General features: G+C 69.0%; 13 protein-coding genes and 1 pseudogene. 5 read left to right on the top strand and 9 right to left on the bottom strand.

Annotation, left to right across the window (positions count from 1 at the left end):
• Positions 1 to 14: 14 nt before the first annotated feature.
• Genes ACZ7KI_RS25740 through uvrC form a run of 3 tightly spaced genes read right to left on the bottom strand, consistent with a single transcriptional unit; the run spans position 15 to position 3,845 of the window.
• Positions 15 to 992: a gluconeogenesis factor YvcK family protein gene (locus ACZ7KI_RS25740; RefSeq protein ID WP_470275630.1), complete on the bottom strand. Its 978-nt coding sequence runs from the start codon at positions 990 to 992 to the stop codon at positions 15 to 17.
• Positions 979 to 1,836, bottom strand: coding sequence for an RNase adapter RapZ (gene rapZ, locus ACZ7KI_RS25735; protein WP_034311885.1), 858 nt, complete (start codon positions 1,834 to 1,836; stop codon positions 979 to 981). Before rapZ ends, ACZ7KI_RS25740 begins: the two co-directional genes overlap by 14 nt.
• A 50-nt stretch (positions 1,837 to 1,886) precedes the next feature.
• Positions 1,887 to 3,845 (bottom strand): excinuclease ABC subunit UvrC, encoded by a 1,959-nt coding sequence (gene uvrC / locus ACZ7KI_RS25730; protein ID WP_470275629.1) that lies wholly within the window; start codon positions 3,843 to 3,845, stop codon positions 1,887 to 1,889.
• 239 nt (positions 3,846 to 4,084) lie between these two features.
• Between uvrC and ACZ7KI_RS25725 the strand changes: the two genes are divergently transcribed.
• A complete protein-coding gene (locus ACZ7KI_RS25725; protein WP_044850378.1) occupies positions 4,085 to 4,822 on the top strand; it encodes a S1 family peptidase in 738 nt (245 codons plus the stop codon).
• Positions 4,823 to 4,915: 93 nt separating this feature from the next.
• A complete protein-coding gene (locus ACZ7KI_RS25720; protein ID WP_465466573.1) occupies positions 4,916 to 5,695 on the top strand; it encodes an exodeoxyribonuclease III in 780 nt (259 codons plus the stop codon).
• A 695-nt stretch (positions 5,696 to 6,390) separates the two neighbouring features.
• On the opposite strand, the gene ACZ7KI_RS25715 is transcribed toward ACZ7KI_RS25720, so the two are convergent.
• From ACZ7KI_RS25715 to rpe, 5 genes are all read right to left on the bottom strand, one after another.
• Positions 6,391 to 6,834: a PH domain-containing protein gene (locus ACZ7KI_RS25715; RefSeq protein ID WP_470275628.1), complete on the bottom strand. Its 444-nt coding sequence runs from the start codon at positions 6,832 to 6,834 to the stop codon at positions 6,391 to 6,393.
• Between the two features lie 17 nt (positions 6,835 to 6,851).
• Complete coding sequence (ribH, locus tag ACZ7KI_RS25710; RefSeq protein ID WP_007029653.1) at positions 6,852 to 7,358, bottom strand: 6,7-dimethyl-8-ribityllumazine synthase; 507 nt, start codon at positions 7,356 to 7,358, stop codon at positions 6,852 to 6,854.
• The gene (locus tag ACZ7KI_RS25705) at positions 7,355 to 8,629 is read right to left on the bottom strand and encodes a bifunctional 3,4-dihydroxy-2-butanone-4-phosphate synthase/GTP cyclohydrolase II (protein ID WP_177242276.1); all 1,275 of its coding nucleotides are present in this window, start codon (positions 8,627 to 8,629) and stop codon (positions 7,355 to 7,357) included. Before ACZ7KI_RS25705 ends, ribH begins: the two co-directional genes overlap by 4 nt.
• A gap of 53 nt (positions 8,630 to 8,682) precedes the next feature.
• A complete protein-coding gene (locus ACZ7KI_RS25700; RefSeq protein WP_037320883.1) occupies positions 8,683 to 9,306 on the bottom strand; it encodes a riboflavin synthase in 624 nt (207 codons plus the stop codon).
• Between the two features lie 111 nt (positions 9,307 to 9,417).
• On the bottom strand, positions 9,418 to 10,086 hold the full coding sequence (gene rpe / locus ACZ7KI_RS25695; protein WP_061980667.1) for a ribulose-phosphate 3-epimerase: 669 nt from the start codon (positions 10,084 to 10,086) through the stop codon (positions 9,418 to 9,420).
• 145 nt (positions 10,087 to 10,231) lie between these two features.
• On the opposite strand from rpe, the gene ACZ7KI_RS25690 reads away from it, so the two are divergent.
• The 3 genes from ACZ7KI_RS25690 (at position 10,232) to ACZ7KI_RS25680 (ending at position 13,466) form a co-directional block, all read left to right on the top strand.
• Positions 10,232 to 11,467 carry a sensor histidine kinase gene (locus tag ACZ7KI_RS25690; protein WP_470275627.1) on the top strand — a complete coding sequence of 412 codons (1,236 nt, stop codon included), beginning with the start codon at positions 10,232 to 10,234 and terminating at the stop codon, positions 11,465 to 11,467.
• Complete coding sequence (locus ACZ7KI_RS25685; protein WP_470275626.1) at positions 11,464 to 12,123, top strand: response regulator transcription factor; 660 nt, start codon at positions 11,464 to 11,466, stop codon at positions 12,121 to 12,123. Before ACZ7KI_RS25690 ends, ACZ7KI_RS25685 begins: the two co-directional genes overlap by 4 nt.
• 224 nt (positions 12,124 to 12,347) lie before the next feature.
• Complete coding sequence (locus ACZ7KI_RS25680; RefSeq protein ID WP_470275625.1) at positions 12,348 to 13,466, top strand: serine hydrolase domain-containing protein; 1,119 nt, start codon at positions 12,348 to 12,350, stop codon at positions 13,464 to 13,466.
• On the opposite strand, the pseudogene ACZ7KI_RS25675 reads toward ACZ7KI_RS25680, so the two are convergent.
• Positions 13,463 to 13,897: pseudogene (locus tag ACZ7KI_RS25675) on the bottom strand (flavoprotein); the annotation flags it as partial. The gene ACZ7KI_RS25680 and the pseudogene ACZ7KI_RS25675 overlap by 4 nt on opposite strands.
• Between the last annotated feature and the right edge of the window lie 104 nt (positions 13,898 to 14,001).

The following is a 14,001-nucleotide window of genomic DNA, read 5'->3' as shown; positions in this document are numbered from 1 at the left end:
GCCCCTCCATACCTTCAGCTCCTCCCCCGGTGAGACTCCAGAGCGTCTCGCATACAGCCCGCGAGCGCATCAGGATCATGCCGCCCCGTCACGACCGGGTCAGCCACCGCCCCCAGCAACGCCCGTGCGCCGAGTCTCTCGGCCGCTTCCCGTAACCGGGCTGGTGAGGGCACCGAGTCACGGTCCGCGATGACCGCGTCCACCCGCAATTCCGGGGCGTGTTCGAAGAGCACGTCCAGATGCTTCTCCGGAGAGAAGCCCGCTGTCTCCCCCGGTTGGGGGATCAGATTGAGAATGACGACCTTCGTGGCCTTCGTCCGGACCAGCGCGTCGTGCAGGTCCGGCACCAGCAGATGCGGAAGCACGCTGGTGAACCACGACCCCGGGCCGAGGAACACCACGTCCGCGCCGAGCACCGCTTCGATCGCCTCCGCGCAGCCGCGCGGCGGCCTGTCGGCCTGTCCCGTCGGGTGCAGGCTGATCCGATGCACCTGACCGGGTGTGGTCGCCACCGCCACCTGACCGCGGATCCGCCTGAGTGCCTCGGGATTCTCGGCGTCCAGCCCCGAAACCTCACCTTGGATTTCCAGCGGTTCGGGTGACATCGGCAGGACCCGGCCGGAGATGCCCATGAGCCTGCTCGCCTCGTCGAGCGCGGCGACCGGATCCCCGAGCACCTCGAACAACCCGGCCAGCAACAGGTTCCCGACCGCGTGCCCGGCGAGCGCGCCGTCACCGCCGAAGCGGTGTTGGAACACCTCCGCCCACAGGGTTCCGCCGTCTTCGGCGGCGAACGCGGCGAAGGCCTGCCGCAGGTCGCCCGGCGGCAGCAGTCCCAGTTCCCGGCGCAGCCTGCCGGACGAGCCCCCGTCGTCCGCGACGGTGACCACGGCGGTGACCTGCGAGGTCACCCGGCGCAACGCGGTGAGGGTGGCGTGCAGGCCGTGCCCGCCACCCAAGGCGACCGCGCGCGGTGCGCTACTCGCGGCCAAGGTCGCGGTGCACCACCTTCACGGCCATACCGTCCTCATTGGACAGACGCTGGGCGAGTTCCTCGGAAATGGCGACACTGCGGTGTTTCCCGCCCGTGCAGCCGACGGCCAGCGTCAGGTACCGCTTGCCCTCGCGCTTGTAGCCGGCGCCGATCAGACGCAGCAGCTGGTGGTAGCGGTCGAGGAACTCGTCTGCGCCTTCCTGGCTGAGCACGTAGTTGCGGACCTCACCCTCGAGGCCGGTGTGATCGCGCAGTTCCGGGATCCAGAAGGGGTTCGGCAGGAACCGGACGTCCATCACCAGGTCCGCGTCCATCGGCAGGCCGTACTTGTAGCCGAAGGAGAGCACGGTGACGCGGGTTTGAGTACTGGCTTCGGAGCCGAACGCGTCTTCGATCTTCGCGCGCAGATCGTGCACCGAGAGCGACGACGTGTCGAGCACGAGGTCGGCTTCTTCCCGCAGCGGCTCCAGGAGCGTGCGCTCGGCGGTGATGCCGTCGGCGAGCCTGCCGTCCCCCTGCATCGGGTGCCCGCGGCGGACGGCCTCGAAGCGGCGCACCAGCACCGCGTCGGTGGCCTCCAGGAACAGCACGCGCGGCTTGTACCCACGGGCGTCGAGGTCCTTGATGACCGACGCCAGGTCGTCGGTGAACGCGCGCGACCGCACGTCCATCACGACGGCGACCTTGGTGATCGCGCCCCGCGCCTGTGCGCCGAGTTCGACCATGGTGGCGATCAGCTCGGGCGGCAGGTTGTCCACCACGAACCAGCCGAGGTCCTCCAGGCATTTCGCGGCGGTACTGCGGCCTGCCCCGGACAACCCGGAGACGACCGCGACCTCCATCCCGGAACCGCGGCCTTCTTCTTGCGCACTCACGATGGTCCTTTCCCCGATCACGTCGTACCTGACTCCCCCGTCGTCGCGGGCTCCCCTGCGAGCGCCGCCACGACCGCTTCCGCGGTGCGCCTGCCGAAGCCGGGCACCGCCTCGATCTCCTCGATCCTTGCCTCGCGGAGTTTCTTCACCGAGCCGAAATGCTTGATCAGCGCGGTACGGCGAGCCTGCCCCAATCCCGGCACACCGTCCAATGCGGACACCTGCATCCGCTTGGACCGCTTCTCCCGGTGGTAGCGGATGGCGAAGCGGTGTGCCTCGTCGCGCAGCCGCTGCAGCAGATACAGCGCGTCGGAGGTGCGCGGCAGGATCACCGGATCGGGATCACCGGGCAGCCACACCTCTTCCAGCCGCTTCGCCAGGCCGACCACGGCGATGTCGGTGATGCCCAGTTCGGAGAGGACGTCCGCGGCGGCGGTGGCCTGCGGGCCCGCGCCGTCGACGACGAGCAGGTTCGGCGCGTAGGCGAACTTGCGCGGTTTGCCGGTCTCCGGGTCGATGCCCGGCCGGTCCGGATCGACGGCGGCGCCCTCGGCGTTTTCCTTGAGATACCGGTAGAAACGGCGGCGGACGACCTCGGCGATCGAGGCGACGTCGCCTTCCTCCGCGGCTTCGCGCAGCGCGAAACGCCGGTACTCGGACTTGCGCGGGATGCCGTCCTCGAACACCACCAGCGACGCGACGACGTCGCTGCCCTGGATATGGCTGATGTCCACGCATTCGATGCGCAGCGGCGCGGTTTCCAGCGCCAGGTAATCCTGCAGTTCCGCGAGCGCGGCCGAACGCGCGGTGAGGTCGCCCGCCCGGCGCAGTTTGTGCTGGGTGAACGCCTCGCCGGCGTTGCGGGTCACCGTCTCCGCGAGCGCGCGTTTGTCCCCGCGCTGCGGCACCCGCAGGCTCACCCTCGAACCACGCAGCCCGGAAAGCCAGTCGGCGACCGCTTCCGCGTCGGCGGGCAGTTCGGGGACGAGCACCTCGCGCGGGACCGGCGAGCCGCCGTCGGGCTCTTCCGCGCGTTCGGCTTCTTCGCCGTAGAACTGGGTGAGGAAGTGGTCGACGAGGTCTTTGACGTCCATCTCTTCGGCCTTGTCGATCACCCAGCCGCGCTGGCCGCGGACCCGGCCGCCGCGCACGTGGAAGACCTGGACGGCGGCTTCGAGTTCGTCATGGGCGAAGGCGACGACGTCCGCGTCGGTACCGTCGCCGAGCACGACGGCCTGCTTCTCCATCGCGCGCCGCAGGGCTCCGAGGTCGTCACGCAGCCGCGCGGCGCGCTCGAACTCCAGCTCTTCGGAAGCGGCCGCCATTTCCTGTTCCAGGCGGCGGATCAGCGCGTCGGTGCGGCCTGCCAGGAAGTCGCAGAAGTCCTCGACGATCGCACGGTGCTCGTCGGCGGAGACCTTGCCCACGCACGGCGCGGAGCACTTGCCGATGTAGCCGAGCAGACAAGGCCTGCCGATCTGGCCGTGGCGTTTGAAGACACCCGCCGAGCAGGTGCGTGCCGGGAAGACCCGGAGCAGCAGGTCGAGCGTCTCGCGGATGGCCCACGCGTGCGCGTACGGCCCGAAGTACCGCACACCCTTCTTGCGCGCGCCGCGATAGACGTGCAGGCGCGGGAACTCCTCGTGCATCGTGACGGCGAGCATCGGGTAGCTCTTGTCGTCGCGATAGCGGACGTTGAACCGAGGGTCGAACTCCTTGATCCAGTTGTACTCCAGCTGGAGCGCCTCGACCTCGGTGCCGACCACGGTCCACTCGACGCTCGCCGCCGTCGTCACCATCTGGCGGGTGCGCGGGTGCAGGCCCGTGATGTCGGCGAAGTACGAGTTCAGCCTGCTTCGGAGGCTTTTCGCCTTGCCGACGTAGATGACCCTCTTCGTGGCGTCACGAAATTTGTACACGCCAGGGGCGTCCGGGATGCTCCCCGGCGAGGGACGGTAGGTGGTCGGGTCAGCCACATCGTCAAGCCTATGGGGCCCCACCGACAGTCTTACGAGCCCCCATGGTCTAACCCTCGTACGGGTGGCGACTACCACGATGCGGTCCGCATTTCACTACGCATACCGACCTAAGTCGGGTATTCGGCCGGACCAGACGTTCGTTGGTTCCGAGCGGGTGAACGGGTTGATTACTTTCCGTCCCAGTTCCATTTCACTCGGTTCTTCGTCCTCATGACGCTCGAAAGGACTCCTGCACCGTGAGCCGACTTCGTACGCTGGGCGCCGCGACCCTCGCCGCCGCCGCACTCACCATGACCGCCGGCGCGGTCGCCTCCGCGGGCACCCCGACCGGGGTCCAGCCCAACATCGTGGGCGGCGGCACCGCCCCCACCGTGAGCTGGGGCGCCCAGGTCTACGTCAACACCCCTGGCCGCCAGTGGGACGGCTTCAACTGCTCCGGCAGCGTCATCGCCCAGCGCTGGGTCCTGACCGCCAAGCACTGCCTGGACTCCGACGGCACCGGCATGCGGGTCCGCGTCGGCAGCAACCAGCTGCAGGGCGGCCGCGTGATCGCCGTCGACCGCAAGGTGTCCTCGCCGGCCGGCTCCGACATCTCGCTGCTGCACCTGGCCTCCGACGCCGGTGTCACGCCGATCGCCCTTGCCAGCTCGAACCCGTCGGTCGGCAGCACGAACCAGCTCTACGGCTGGGGCCGTGAGACCCCGACCGGCCCGCCCGCCTCGGCGCTGAAGGTGGCCAACGTCCGCGTCACCGGCAGCTCGTCCGACGCCTACGGCGGCCCGGCCATCCAGAGCGTCGGCATCGACGGTTCGGCCTGGAAGGGCGACTCGGGCGGCCCCCAGGTCTCCAACGGCGTCCAGGTCGGTGTCGCTTCGACCGTGCAGAACCAGAGCGGGTCGAACGTCCGCGGCACCAACAACTACGGCAGCGTCGCTTCGGCGCGCTCGTGGATCCGCTCGACCACCGGGGTCTGACCTCTACCCCGGCGGGGCCCCTCCGAGACGCGACCCGTCTCGGAGGGGCCCTTTTGCGTGGGCGTGTCGGTGGGGTGTGGGACGCTCGCGGGCATGCGGATCGCGACCTGGAACGTGAACTCGATCGGGCCCCGGCTGCCGAGGGTCCTGGACTGGCTCGGCTCGGTGCAACCGGATGTGCTGTGCCTGCAGGAACTCAAATCCGGCACCGACGCTTTTCCGGTCGACGCCGTGCGGGAACTGGGCTACGAGACGGCCGCGTACGGCATCGGCCGCTGGAACGGCGTCGCCATCGTGTCGCGGGTGGGGCTGGAGGACGTGACGCGGGGGCTGACCGGCGAGCCCACCTTCGAGGACAAGACCGACGCGCGTGCCATCGGCGCCACCTGCGGCGGGCTGCGGCTGTGGTCGGTGTACGTACCGAACGGCCGTGAGCTGGGGAACCCGCACTACGACTACAAACTGGCCTGGCTCTCGGCGCTGGAAGCGACCGTGCGCGAGGAGCAGGCGCGCGGGCTGCCGTTCGCGGTGCTCGGCGACTTCAACATCGCGCCGACCGACGCGGACGTGTGGGACATCGCCCTGTTCGCCGAGTCGACGCACGTGACCGAGCCGGAACGGAAGGCGCTGGCCGCGCTGCGGGACCTTGGGCTGTCCGACGTGTTCCCGCGGCCGCTGAAGTACGACCACCCGTTCACCTACTGGGACTACCGGGCCGGGAACTTCCCGAACAACAAGGGAATGCGGATCGACCTCGTGTACGCCGACGCGGTGGTGGCTGGCGCGGTGACCGATTCCTATGTGGACCGTGAGGCGCGGAAGGGGAAGGGTCCGTCGGACCACGCGCCGATCGTGGTGGATCTGTCGCTTTGAGGGGTTGCTGATCGGTGAAGGCTGGTCGGTGGAGGCCCCCCGAACGCTATGAAAGGTCCTTTCCTTGCAAATTTTGCAAGGAAAGGACCTTTCATAGCGGCAGGGGTCCAGACGAGCGGTGAGTCGTGGGTGCAGGTGGTCGTGAGTGGTGAGTGTCGTTGCCCGGTCCGTGAAGGACTCTTTGAGGGACTCTGGGTCCCTCAAAGAGTCCTTCACGGACTCGATGCTCGCCGCATGTGGCACACCAGCATCAGTAGTCACACCGGCTGCGCGTGAAGGCCCCCTTCCCTCGGCTCAGCCGAGGAAACTCGACCTTCACGCCTTGCCGAGCCCGATACTGGCTAAAACTCGTGAGTGGTGAGTGTCGTTAGAACGACACTCACGACCAGGGTCCACGGAAAGTCCCAGGGCGCCCTGGGTGACGTGTGGTCGGTACAGAGCCGGCGGCGGGCGCTGACCCGTGAGAGGCATGGGGCGAGCGTGAGCGGCCCTGAGCGGCATGACCAAGGCCGCGACCGGCGCGCTCGCCGTACCCAGTCGACTGCTTGCGCCCGTCTTCACGAGCCGCCATCCGAACTTCGGTCCAACCGAGAAGCACCCACGAACCAGGTAACCCATGTTATGAACGGGACTTTCATTACAAATTTTGCAATGAAAGTCCCGTTCATAACACTTCGCCGCCGAGAAAGAGCGCGTCAGCCGTTCCAAGCCGCCTTGTGCAACTTCCGCAGCGCCCGCACCGCGGCCACGGCCCGGTCCCGGTCCACCGCCTGCACGGCCATGACCGAGTAGTACTCGTCGTCCGGCAGCTCCAGCCGCGCCCACGACGCGCCATCCGGGAAGCTCACCGAAAGCACCTCCGACCACGCGAACCGCTTGGTCATCAGCACGTTCCGGACCTCGATGCCGTCGGCGTCGGCCTTCACGCGCGGCATCGCGAACAGCATCGTGCCCGCCGAGAGCAGGACGCCGATGCCGATCATCGCCACCTGGTCGGACGGCTGGAAGATCACCCCGGTATCCGAGCCGCGCAGCAGCACCGCGACGACCACGAAAGTCGCCAGCAGGATCACCGCCAGCACCGAGCACATCACCACGGCACGGCGGGGCCGCACCACCACGGTCTCGGGCTCTGTCATCACATCCGCCTCGACGCTCACACGAAGCCCCGCTCGGTCCACGGCTGGCGCAGGTTCCGCAGCGCGTGCGCGGCGTCCAGGGCGGCGACGGTCGCTTCGTAACCCTTGTCCTCGACGGAGCCCGGGAGACCGGACCGGTCGAGAGCCTGCTGTTCGGTGTCGCAGGTGAGCACGCCGTTGCCGACCGGGGTGCTCTCGTCGAGCGCCACCCTGGTCAGGCCCGCGGTGACCGCGTCGCAGACGTACTCGAAGTGCGGTGTCCCGCCCCGGATGACCACGCCCAGCGCGACGACCGCGTCGTGCGTGCGGGCCAGTGCCTGCGCGGCGACGGGCAGTTCGACGGCGCCCGCGACGCGCACGACCGTCGGCTCTTCCTCCAGGTCGGCCGCCTTGGCCGCCTCGAGCGCGCGTTCCAGCAGCGCGCCCGTGATCTTCGTGTGCCAGCGCGTGGCCACGATCCCGAGCCGGATGTTCTTACAGTCGGACAGGTCGAGTTCGACGTCCGGACGGCCCTCGCCGCTCACCGCGTGCCACCTCCGTTGCCCTGGTCGACCTCGGCGCCGACCTGGTCGAAATGCTCCAGCTGGGACAGGTCGTGCCCCATCCGGTCCCGTTTGGTCTTGAGGTAGCGCAGATTTTCCGGGTTCGGCGAGATCGGCAGCGACACCCGGCCGCTGACCCGCAGACCATAGCCCTCCAGCCCGACACGTTTGGCCGGGTTGTTCGTCAGCAGCCGCATCGAGCGGACGCCGAGATCGCACAGGATCTGCGCGCCGGTGCCGTAGTCTCGCGCATCGGCGGGGACGCCGAGCTGCAGGTTCGCGTCGACGGTGTCCGCGCCGGCGTCCTGCAGCTGGTAGGCCTGCAATTTGTGCAGCAGCCCGATCCCCCGGCCCTCGTGGCCGCGGATGTAGAGCACGACGCCGCGCCCTTCCTTGGCCACCGCCTCCAGTGCCGCCTCCAGCTGCGGGCCGCAGTCGCAGCGCAGCGAGCCGAAGACGTCGCCGGTGAGGCATTCGGAGTGCACGCGGACGAGGATGTCCTCGCCGTCACCGATCTCGCCGTAGACGAAGGCGATGTGCTCGATGCCGTCGAGCAGGCTGTCGTACCCGACCGCGCGGAACGTGCCCGCCGACAGCGGGATGCGGGCCTCGGCGACCCGCTCGACCTGCTTCTCGGTGCGGCGGCGGTAGGCGATCAGATCGGCGATGGTGATCATCTTGAGGTCGTGGTCCGCGGCGAAGACCTCGAGTTCGTCGCGGCGGGCCATGTCGCCCTCGTCCTTCTGCGACACGATCTCGCAGAGCACGCCGGACGGGGAAAGCCCGGCGAGGCGGGCCAGGTCGACGGCGGCTTCGGTGTGCCCGGGGCGCCGCAGGACACCGCCCTGTTTGGCGCGCAGCGGGACCACGTGGCCGGGACGCCGGAAGTCCGACGCCTTCGACGCCGGGTCGGCGAGCAGGCGGATGGTGTGCGAGCGATCGGCCGCGGAGATACCGGTGGTGATGCCCTCGGCGGCGTCGACCGTGACGCTGTACGCGGTGCCGCGCTGGTCCTGGTTCGTGTGGTACATCGGCGGCAGGTCGAGCCGGTCCGCCTCGGCCTCGGTCAGCGCCACGCAGACGTAACCCGAGGTGTAGCGCACCATGAAGGCCATCAGTTCCGGCGTGGTCTTCTCCGCCGCGAAGATCAGGTCGCCCTCGTTCTCGCGGTCCTCGTCATCCACGACGACGACCGGACGGCCCGCCTTGATATCGGCGATCGCCGCCTCGATGGCATTGGCGTTCACTGCCACCCCGCCTCCACAGGGGGTCAGATCCGCCGACCCCGGAATCGCACTCGTCTCACTCACGCCCGCTCCTCCGCGCCACCATTGTCCCCCTGCGTACGCAGGTGCGGCATGGCCAGCTTCTCGACGTACTTGGCGACCACGTCGACCTCGAGGTTCACCAGGTCACCCGGCTGATTACGGCCGAGGGTGGTCAGTTCGAGGGTGGTCGGGATCAGGGCCACGGAGAACTCCTCGTCGGTCACCGAAGCGACCGTGAGGGAGACGCCGTCGACCGCGATCGACCCCTTCTCGACCACGTAACGTGACAGTTTCCCGGGCAAGGCGAACGTGGTGAGCCCTTGCTCGTCCCGCTTGAGATAGACGCCGGTGCCGTCCACGTGGCCTTGCATGATGTGCCCGCCGAGCCTGCCGCCCGCCGGCGTCGCGCGTTCCAGGTTCACGACGTCGCCGACGTTCACCTTCGCGAGGCTGGAGCGCTGCAGGGTTTCGTGCACGACATCGACGGTAAACTCACCGCCCGCCACCGCGACCACGGTGAGGCACACGCCACTCACCGCGATCGAGTCGCCGTGACCGGCGTCGCTGGTCACCAGCGGCCCCCGCACGGTCAGCCGCGCGGCGTTCGGTACCTGCTCGACCGCGGTGACCTCGCCGAGTTCCTCGACAATGCCGGTGAACACTCCTGCTGCCCTCCTCCTGGTCGCACCGTCGCTGGAAACGATGCTTCCTTCATCCAACACCCATCGGGCCCGATTCCTTCTCCTGACCCGATGGCGGATCAAGAGGCGGGATCAGCCGCGGACGCGGGCCGCCTGCTCACGCAGCGCCGCGACGGCCTTACCTGGGTCTTCGGCACCGTAGACGGCGGAACCGGCGACGAAGCAGTCCACACCGGCCTCGGCGGCCTGCTCGATGGTGTCGGCGTTGATCCCGCCGTCGATCTCGACGACGAGCTTGAGGTGACCGGTGTCGACCAGGCGCCGCGCGGTGCGCACCTTCTCCAGGACATCGGTGATGAACGACTGGCCGCCGAAGCCGGGCTCGACCGACATCACCAGCAGCGTGTCGTAGTGCTTGAGGGTCTCGAGGTGGTCTTCGAGCGGGGTGTTCGGCTTGATCGACAGCCCGGCCTTCGCCCCGGCGGCACGGAGGTTCTTCGCCAGCGCGACCGGGTCGTGCGCCGCCTCGACGTGCACGGTGACGTTGTAGGCGCCCGCCTCGGCGTACCCGATGGCCCACTTGTCGGGGTTCTCGATCATCAGGTGGCAGTCGATCGGCACGTCGGTGGCCTTGAGCAGCGACTTCACCACGGGAAGCCCGAGGGTCAGGTTCGGCACGAAGTGCGCGTCCATGACGTCGACGTGGACCCAGTCCGCGCGGGTTTCCCCCTCACCCGCGACGGCGCGGATCTCGTCGCCGAGCCGGGCGAAGTCCGCGGAGAGGATGCTGGGTGCGATCAAAGGTCGGTGAGCCACGCGCCCGAGTGTAGGAGGGCGCCGCTAACGTCCGCTAACCGGCTGTGACCGGCGAGCCGGTCTTGAGGATGACGCGAAATGGCACCGGAGTGGGAGGTGCGCGCACGCGCCGCCGAATAGCGTTCCGGTCATGGTCAACCCTTTCAGAACCCTGGTGCGGATCGGCAGTTACCGCAGCCTGCCCTTCGGTTTCCTCGGCATGGCGATCACCGCGATCCCATTCCCGATCGCGCTGATCCCCGCCGTCCTCATCCCGGGCGATGTGCGGGCGAAGGCGGTCTACGGCGTGCTGGCCATGGGCGTGCTGGTCGCGCTGGCCGGCTTGCCGGGGCCGATGCGGCGGGTCGGCATCTGGTTCTCCAACCAGATGCTGGGCACTCGGATCGCGCAGCCCCTGCCGAACACGAAGGTCGCCTGGGCGGAGCGCTGGCGTTCGGCGGCCTGGCTGCTCGTGCACACCGCGCTCGGCTGGGTGCTGTTCGGCCTCGGCTCCTTCCTGATGCTCGGCTTCGTGTTCGCCGCGGTGTGGGCGGGAGGCGGCGGTAGCCCGATCGAGGTCTTCGGGGAGCGGGTGACGGTCGAATCCGGCACCGGCGGGCTGTGGACGTTGCCGATCGCGCTGATCACGCTCGTCCTCATCGCGTTCGTCCTCGCCGGCTTCACCAAGCTCTTCCAGTACAGCGCGGTCGCGCTGCTGGGTCCGTCGGCCGCCGAACGCGTCGCCGCGGCCGAAGTCCGGGCGAACCACTTCGAGCAGCGCAACCGGCTGGCCCGCGAACTGCACGACTCGATCGGGCACACCCTGACGACGTCGACCATCCAGGCGGCCGCGGCCGCCGAACTGGTCGAGTCGCAACCGCAGCTGGCCCGGCAGGCGCTGGGCACCATCGAGGAGTCGTCGAGGATGGCGCTCGAAGACCTCGACCACGTCCTCGGCCTGCTGCGTGAGGACAGGTCGTCCCGCGAGCCCGAACGACGGCTCATCGAGGCCGCGACGCTGGCCGAGCGGGCACGATCCGGTGGCGCGGTGATCGACTACGAGCTGACCGGGCCCGCCGCGGAACTTCCCGCGACCCTTTCCCGGGAGGCGTACCGGATCGTCCAAGAAGGACTGACGAACGCGCTGCGGCACGCCCATCCCGGCCCGGTGACCGTGCGGGTCGCGGTGCTCGCCGACGCGTTGCGGATCGAGATCGTGAACCCGCTCGTGGAGCACGCGGTCGCTTCCGGGCGCGGCGGCAACGGACTGCCCGGTCTCACCGAACGGGTCGAGGCGCTGCGCGGCGAGCTCATCGCGGGGCCCGCCATGGACGGGGAACCGCTGTGGCGGCTGGTGACCACCATCCCGCTACGGTCCCGCTCATGACATTGCGGGTCCTGATCGTCGACGACGAGCCACTGCTGCGCGCCGGGCTGCGGTCGCTGCTGGACAACCAGCCCGACCTGACCGTGGTCGGCGAGGCGGGCGACGGCGGCGAGGTGGTGGACCTGGTGCGGCGGACGCACCCCGAGGTGGTCCTGATGGACGTCCGCATGCCCGGCGTGGACGGGATCGAGGCGACCCGGCGGGTGCTGGCGGAAGTGCCCGAACCGCCGAAGGTCCTCGTGATCACGACGTTCGACAACGACGACTACGTCTACGACGCGCTTCTCGCCGGGGCGAGCGGGTTCCTGCTGAAGCGGGCGCGCAAGGAGGAGTTCGCGCACGCGATCCGGACCATCGCCGCCGGGGAGACACTGCTCTTCCCCGACGCGATCCGGCGGATGGTCGCCGCGCGCCCGGCGGAATCGGGTCTCGCGCCCCGGCCGTCGTCGCTGACGAAACGGGAGACCGAGGTGCTGCGCCTCATCGCCACCGGGATGTCCAATGTGGACATCGCGGCCCAGCTGGTCATCAGTCTCGAAACCGTCAAAACCCATGTGGGCAACATCTTCGGGAAGCTGGGCGCGGCCAACCGCAGCCAGGCGGTGGTGTTCGCCTACGAGACCGGCATCGTCTCGCCGGGGCACAGCCTGCGCTGACGGTACCGCCAGCCGCCTGACGCGCGCACACGGGGATCCCGGAGTGAACCGCCCCGGGTTTGATGGAGGCTCCATCAAACCCGGGGCGGTTCACACACACCCTCCACCGGCACACCTCAAACGCGCCGGGGCACAGCCTGCGCTGACGTGGGTGGGGTGTACCCCCCTTCGACGCGGCGGCCTGCACCATGGCCGCCCGGTGCCGGTGTCCCTAACTTTGCCTCATGCGAAAAACCTTGCCAGGCAGGAAGATCATCGCAATCGGCTCGCTGATCGCGTTGCTGGGCACCACGACCGCCGCACCGGCGCTCGCCGTGACCAAGCCGCGCGACGAAGTCGACAAGGCACTGAAAACCTTGGTACAGGACGGGGTTCCCGGCGCACAGGCGACCGTGACGGGCGCTTCCGGGCGAACGTGGTCGGAACGCGAAGGCGTCGGGAACGTCGAGACTCGGACGCCGTTCCCGCATGGATCGAAGTTCCGGGCAGGCAGTGTCACCAAGACCTTCGTCGCCGTCGTGGTGCTGCAACTGGTCGCCGAAGGAAAGGTACGGCTGGACACACCGATCGACCGGTATCTGCCGGGTCTGATGACCGGGAACGGCAACGACGGCACGAAGATCACCGTGCGGCACCTGCTCCAGCACACCAGCGGCTTGTACAACTATCTTCGGGACCTCGACATCGACGAGTGGCGGCATCGCGGTGCCGAGCCCGGAGAACTGGTGGCCATCGCCCTCGCCCATCCGCCGTCGTTCCCGGAACCGGGGAAGGGGTGGGCGTATTCCAACACCAACTACATCGTCGCGGGCATGCTCGTCGAGAAGGTGACGAAGCGCTCGCTCTCCACCGAGATCGACGCCAGGATCGTGAAACCGTTGAACCTGCGCGGCACCTACCTGCCCTCTCGCGGAGACGAGCGTCTGCCGAACCCGCACGCCAGGGGCTACGCACCCGATCTCGCCGACTACACCGAGCTGGACCCGTCAGCGGCTTGGGCCTCCGGTGGGCTCGTCTCGACCGGCGAGGACCTGAACCGCTTCTTCGCCGCCCTCACCGGCGGCCGTCTGCTTCTCCGTCCGCAGCTGGCGGAGATGCACCGGACGGTGCCCGTGGAGCTGGGCATTCCCGGCGCGGCGTACGGACTGGGAATCGTCTCGGTCCCGTTGACGTGCGGCGGAGTGTTCTGGGGCCACCGTGGGAGCATTCGGGGCTTCTCGACCCTGTCCGGCGCTGTCCCGCACGGCAAGCAGGTGAACGTCGTGGTCAATCAGGATCCCTTGCCCGCCAACGCGGCCAAGGACCTCATCACCGCCGTCGATACCGCGTTCTGCGCCCGCTAGACCGCCGGGAGCAGGTCCAGCACAGAGGTCCAGGGCGCTTCGGGCGTCAGCCGGGCGGTGGTGACACCAGCCGACGCGAGTGTGTCGAGATGCCGTTGCCACGCCGGGTGGTGCACCCGGGTGTCCTGGATCTGATAGCCGACCACGATCGTGATGCCCGGCGTGCCGAGCACGTCGCCGAGCAGGGTCAGCGCCTGGTTGTCGGCGATGCCCAAGGCCAGTTTCGCCACGGAGTTCGCGGACGCGGGCGCGAACAGGAACACCGTGGGATCCGGATGCGGGCGTGGTTCGCCCGGCAGCCGGGCGGTACTGCGGACCGGCAGCTCGGTGAGCTTCTCCAGGTCACCGAGCCCGCCGGTCTTCTCCAGCCAGCGGGCCGCGGTCGGGGTGAGCGTGATCGCGAGCTCCCAGCCGCGGTCCGCGGCCGGTCTCGGGGGGGGGGGGGGGGGGGGGGGGGGGGGGGGGGGGGGGGGGGGGGGGGGAAAGGAGGGGGAAGAGAGGAGAGGGAAGGGAGGGGGGGATAGTGGGGAGGGGA

Source organism: Amycolatopsis sp. NPDC039088 (assembly GCF_055598845.1).
The sequence above is the reverse complement of the archived record's forward strand: the minus strand, read 5'-3'. Positions and strand labels throughout refer to the sequence as shown.

Bases quoted from the DNA above. Each gene is read 5' to 3' on its own strand.
- rapZ (WP_034311885.1), bottom strand. From the start codon at position 1,836: ATGGAGGTCGCGGTCGTCTCCGGGTTGTCCGGGGCAGGCCGCAGTACC.
- ACZ7KI_RS25720 (WP_465466573.1), top strand. From the start codon at position 4,916: ATGCGGATCGCGACCTGGAACGTGAACTCGATCGGGCCCCGGCTGCCG.
- ACZ7KI_RS25715 (WP_470275628.1), bottom strand. From the start codon at position 6,834: ATGACAGAGCCCGAGACCGTGGTGGTGCGGCCCCGCCGTGCCGTGGTG.
- ACZ7KI_RS25690 (WP_470275627.1), top strand. From the start codon at position 10,232: ATGGTCAACCCTTTCAGAACCCTGGTGCGGATCGGCAGTTACCGCAGC.
- ACZ7KI_RS25685 (WP_470275626.1), top strand. From the start codon at position 11,464: ATGACATTGCGGGTCCTGATCGTCGACGACGAGCCACTGCTGCGCGCC.
- ACZ7KI_RS25680 (WP_470275625.1), top strand. From the start codon at position 12,348: ATGCGAAAAACCTTGCCAGGCAGGAAGATCATCGCAATCGGCTCGCTG.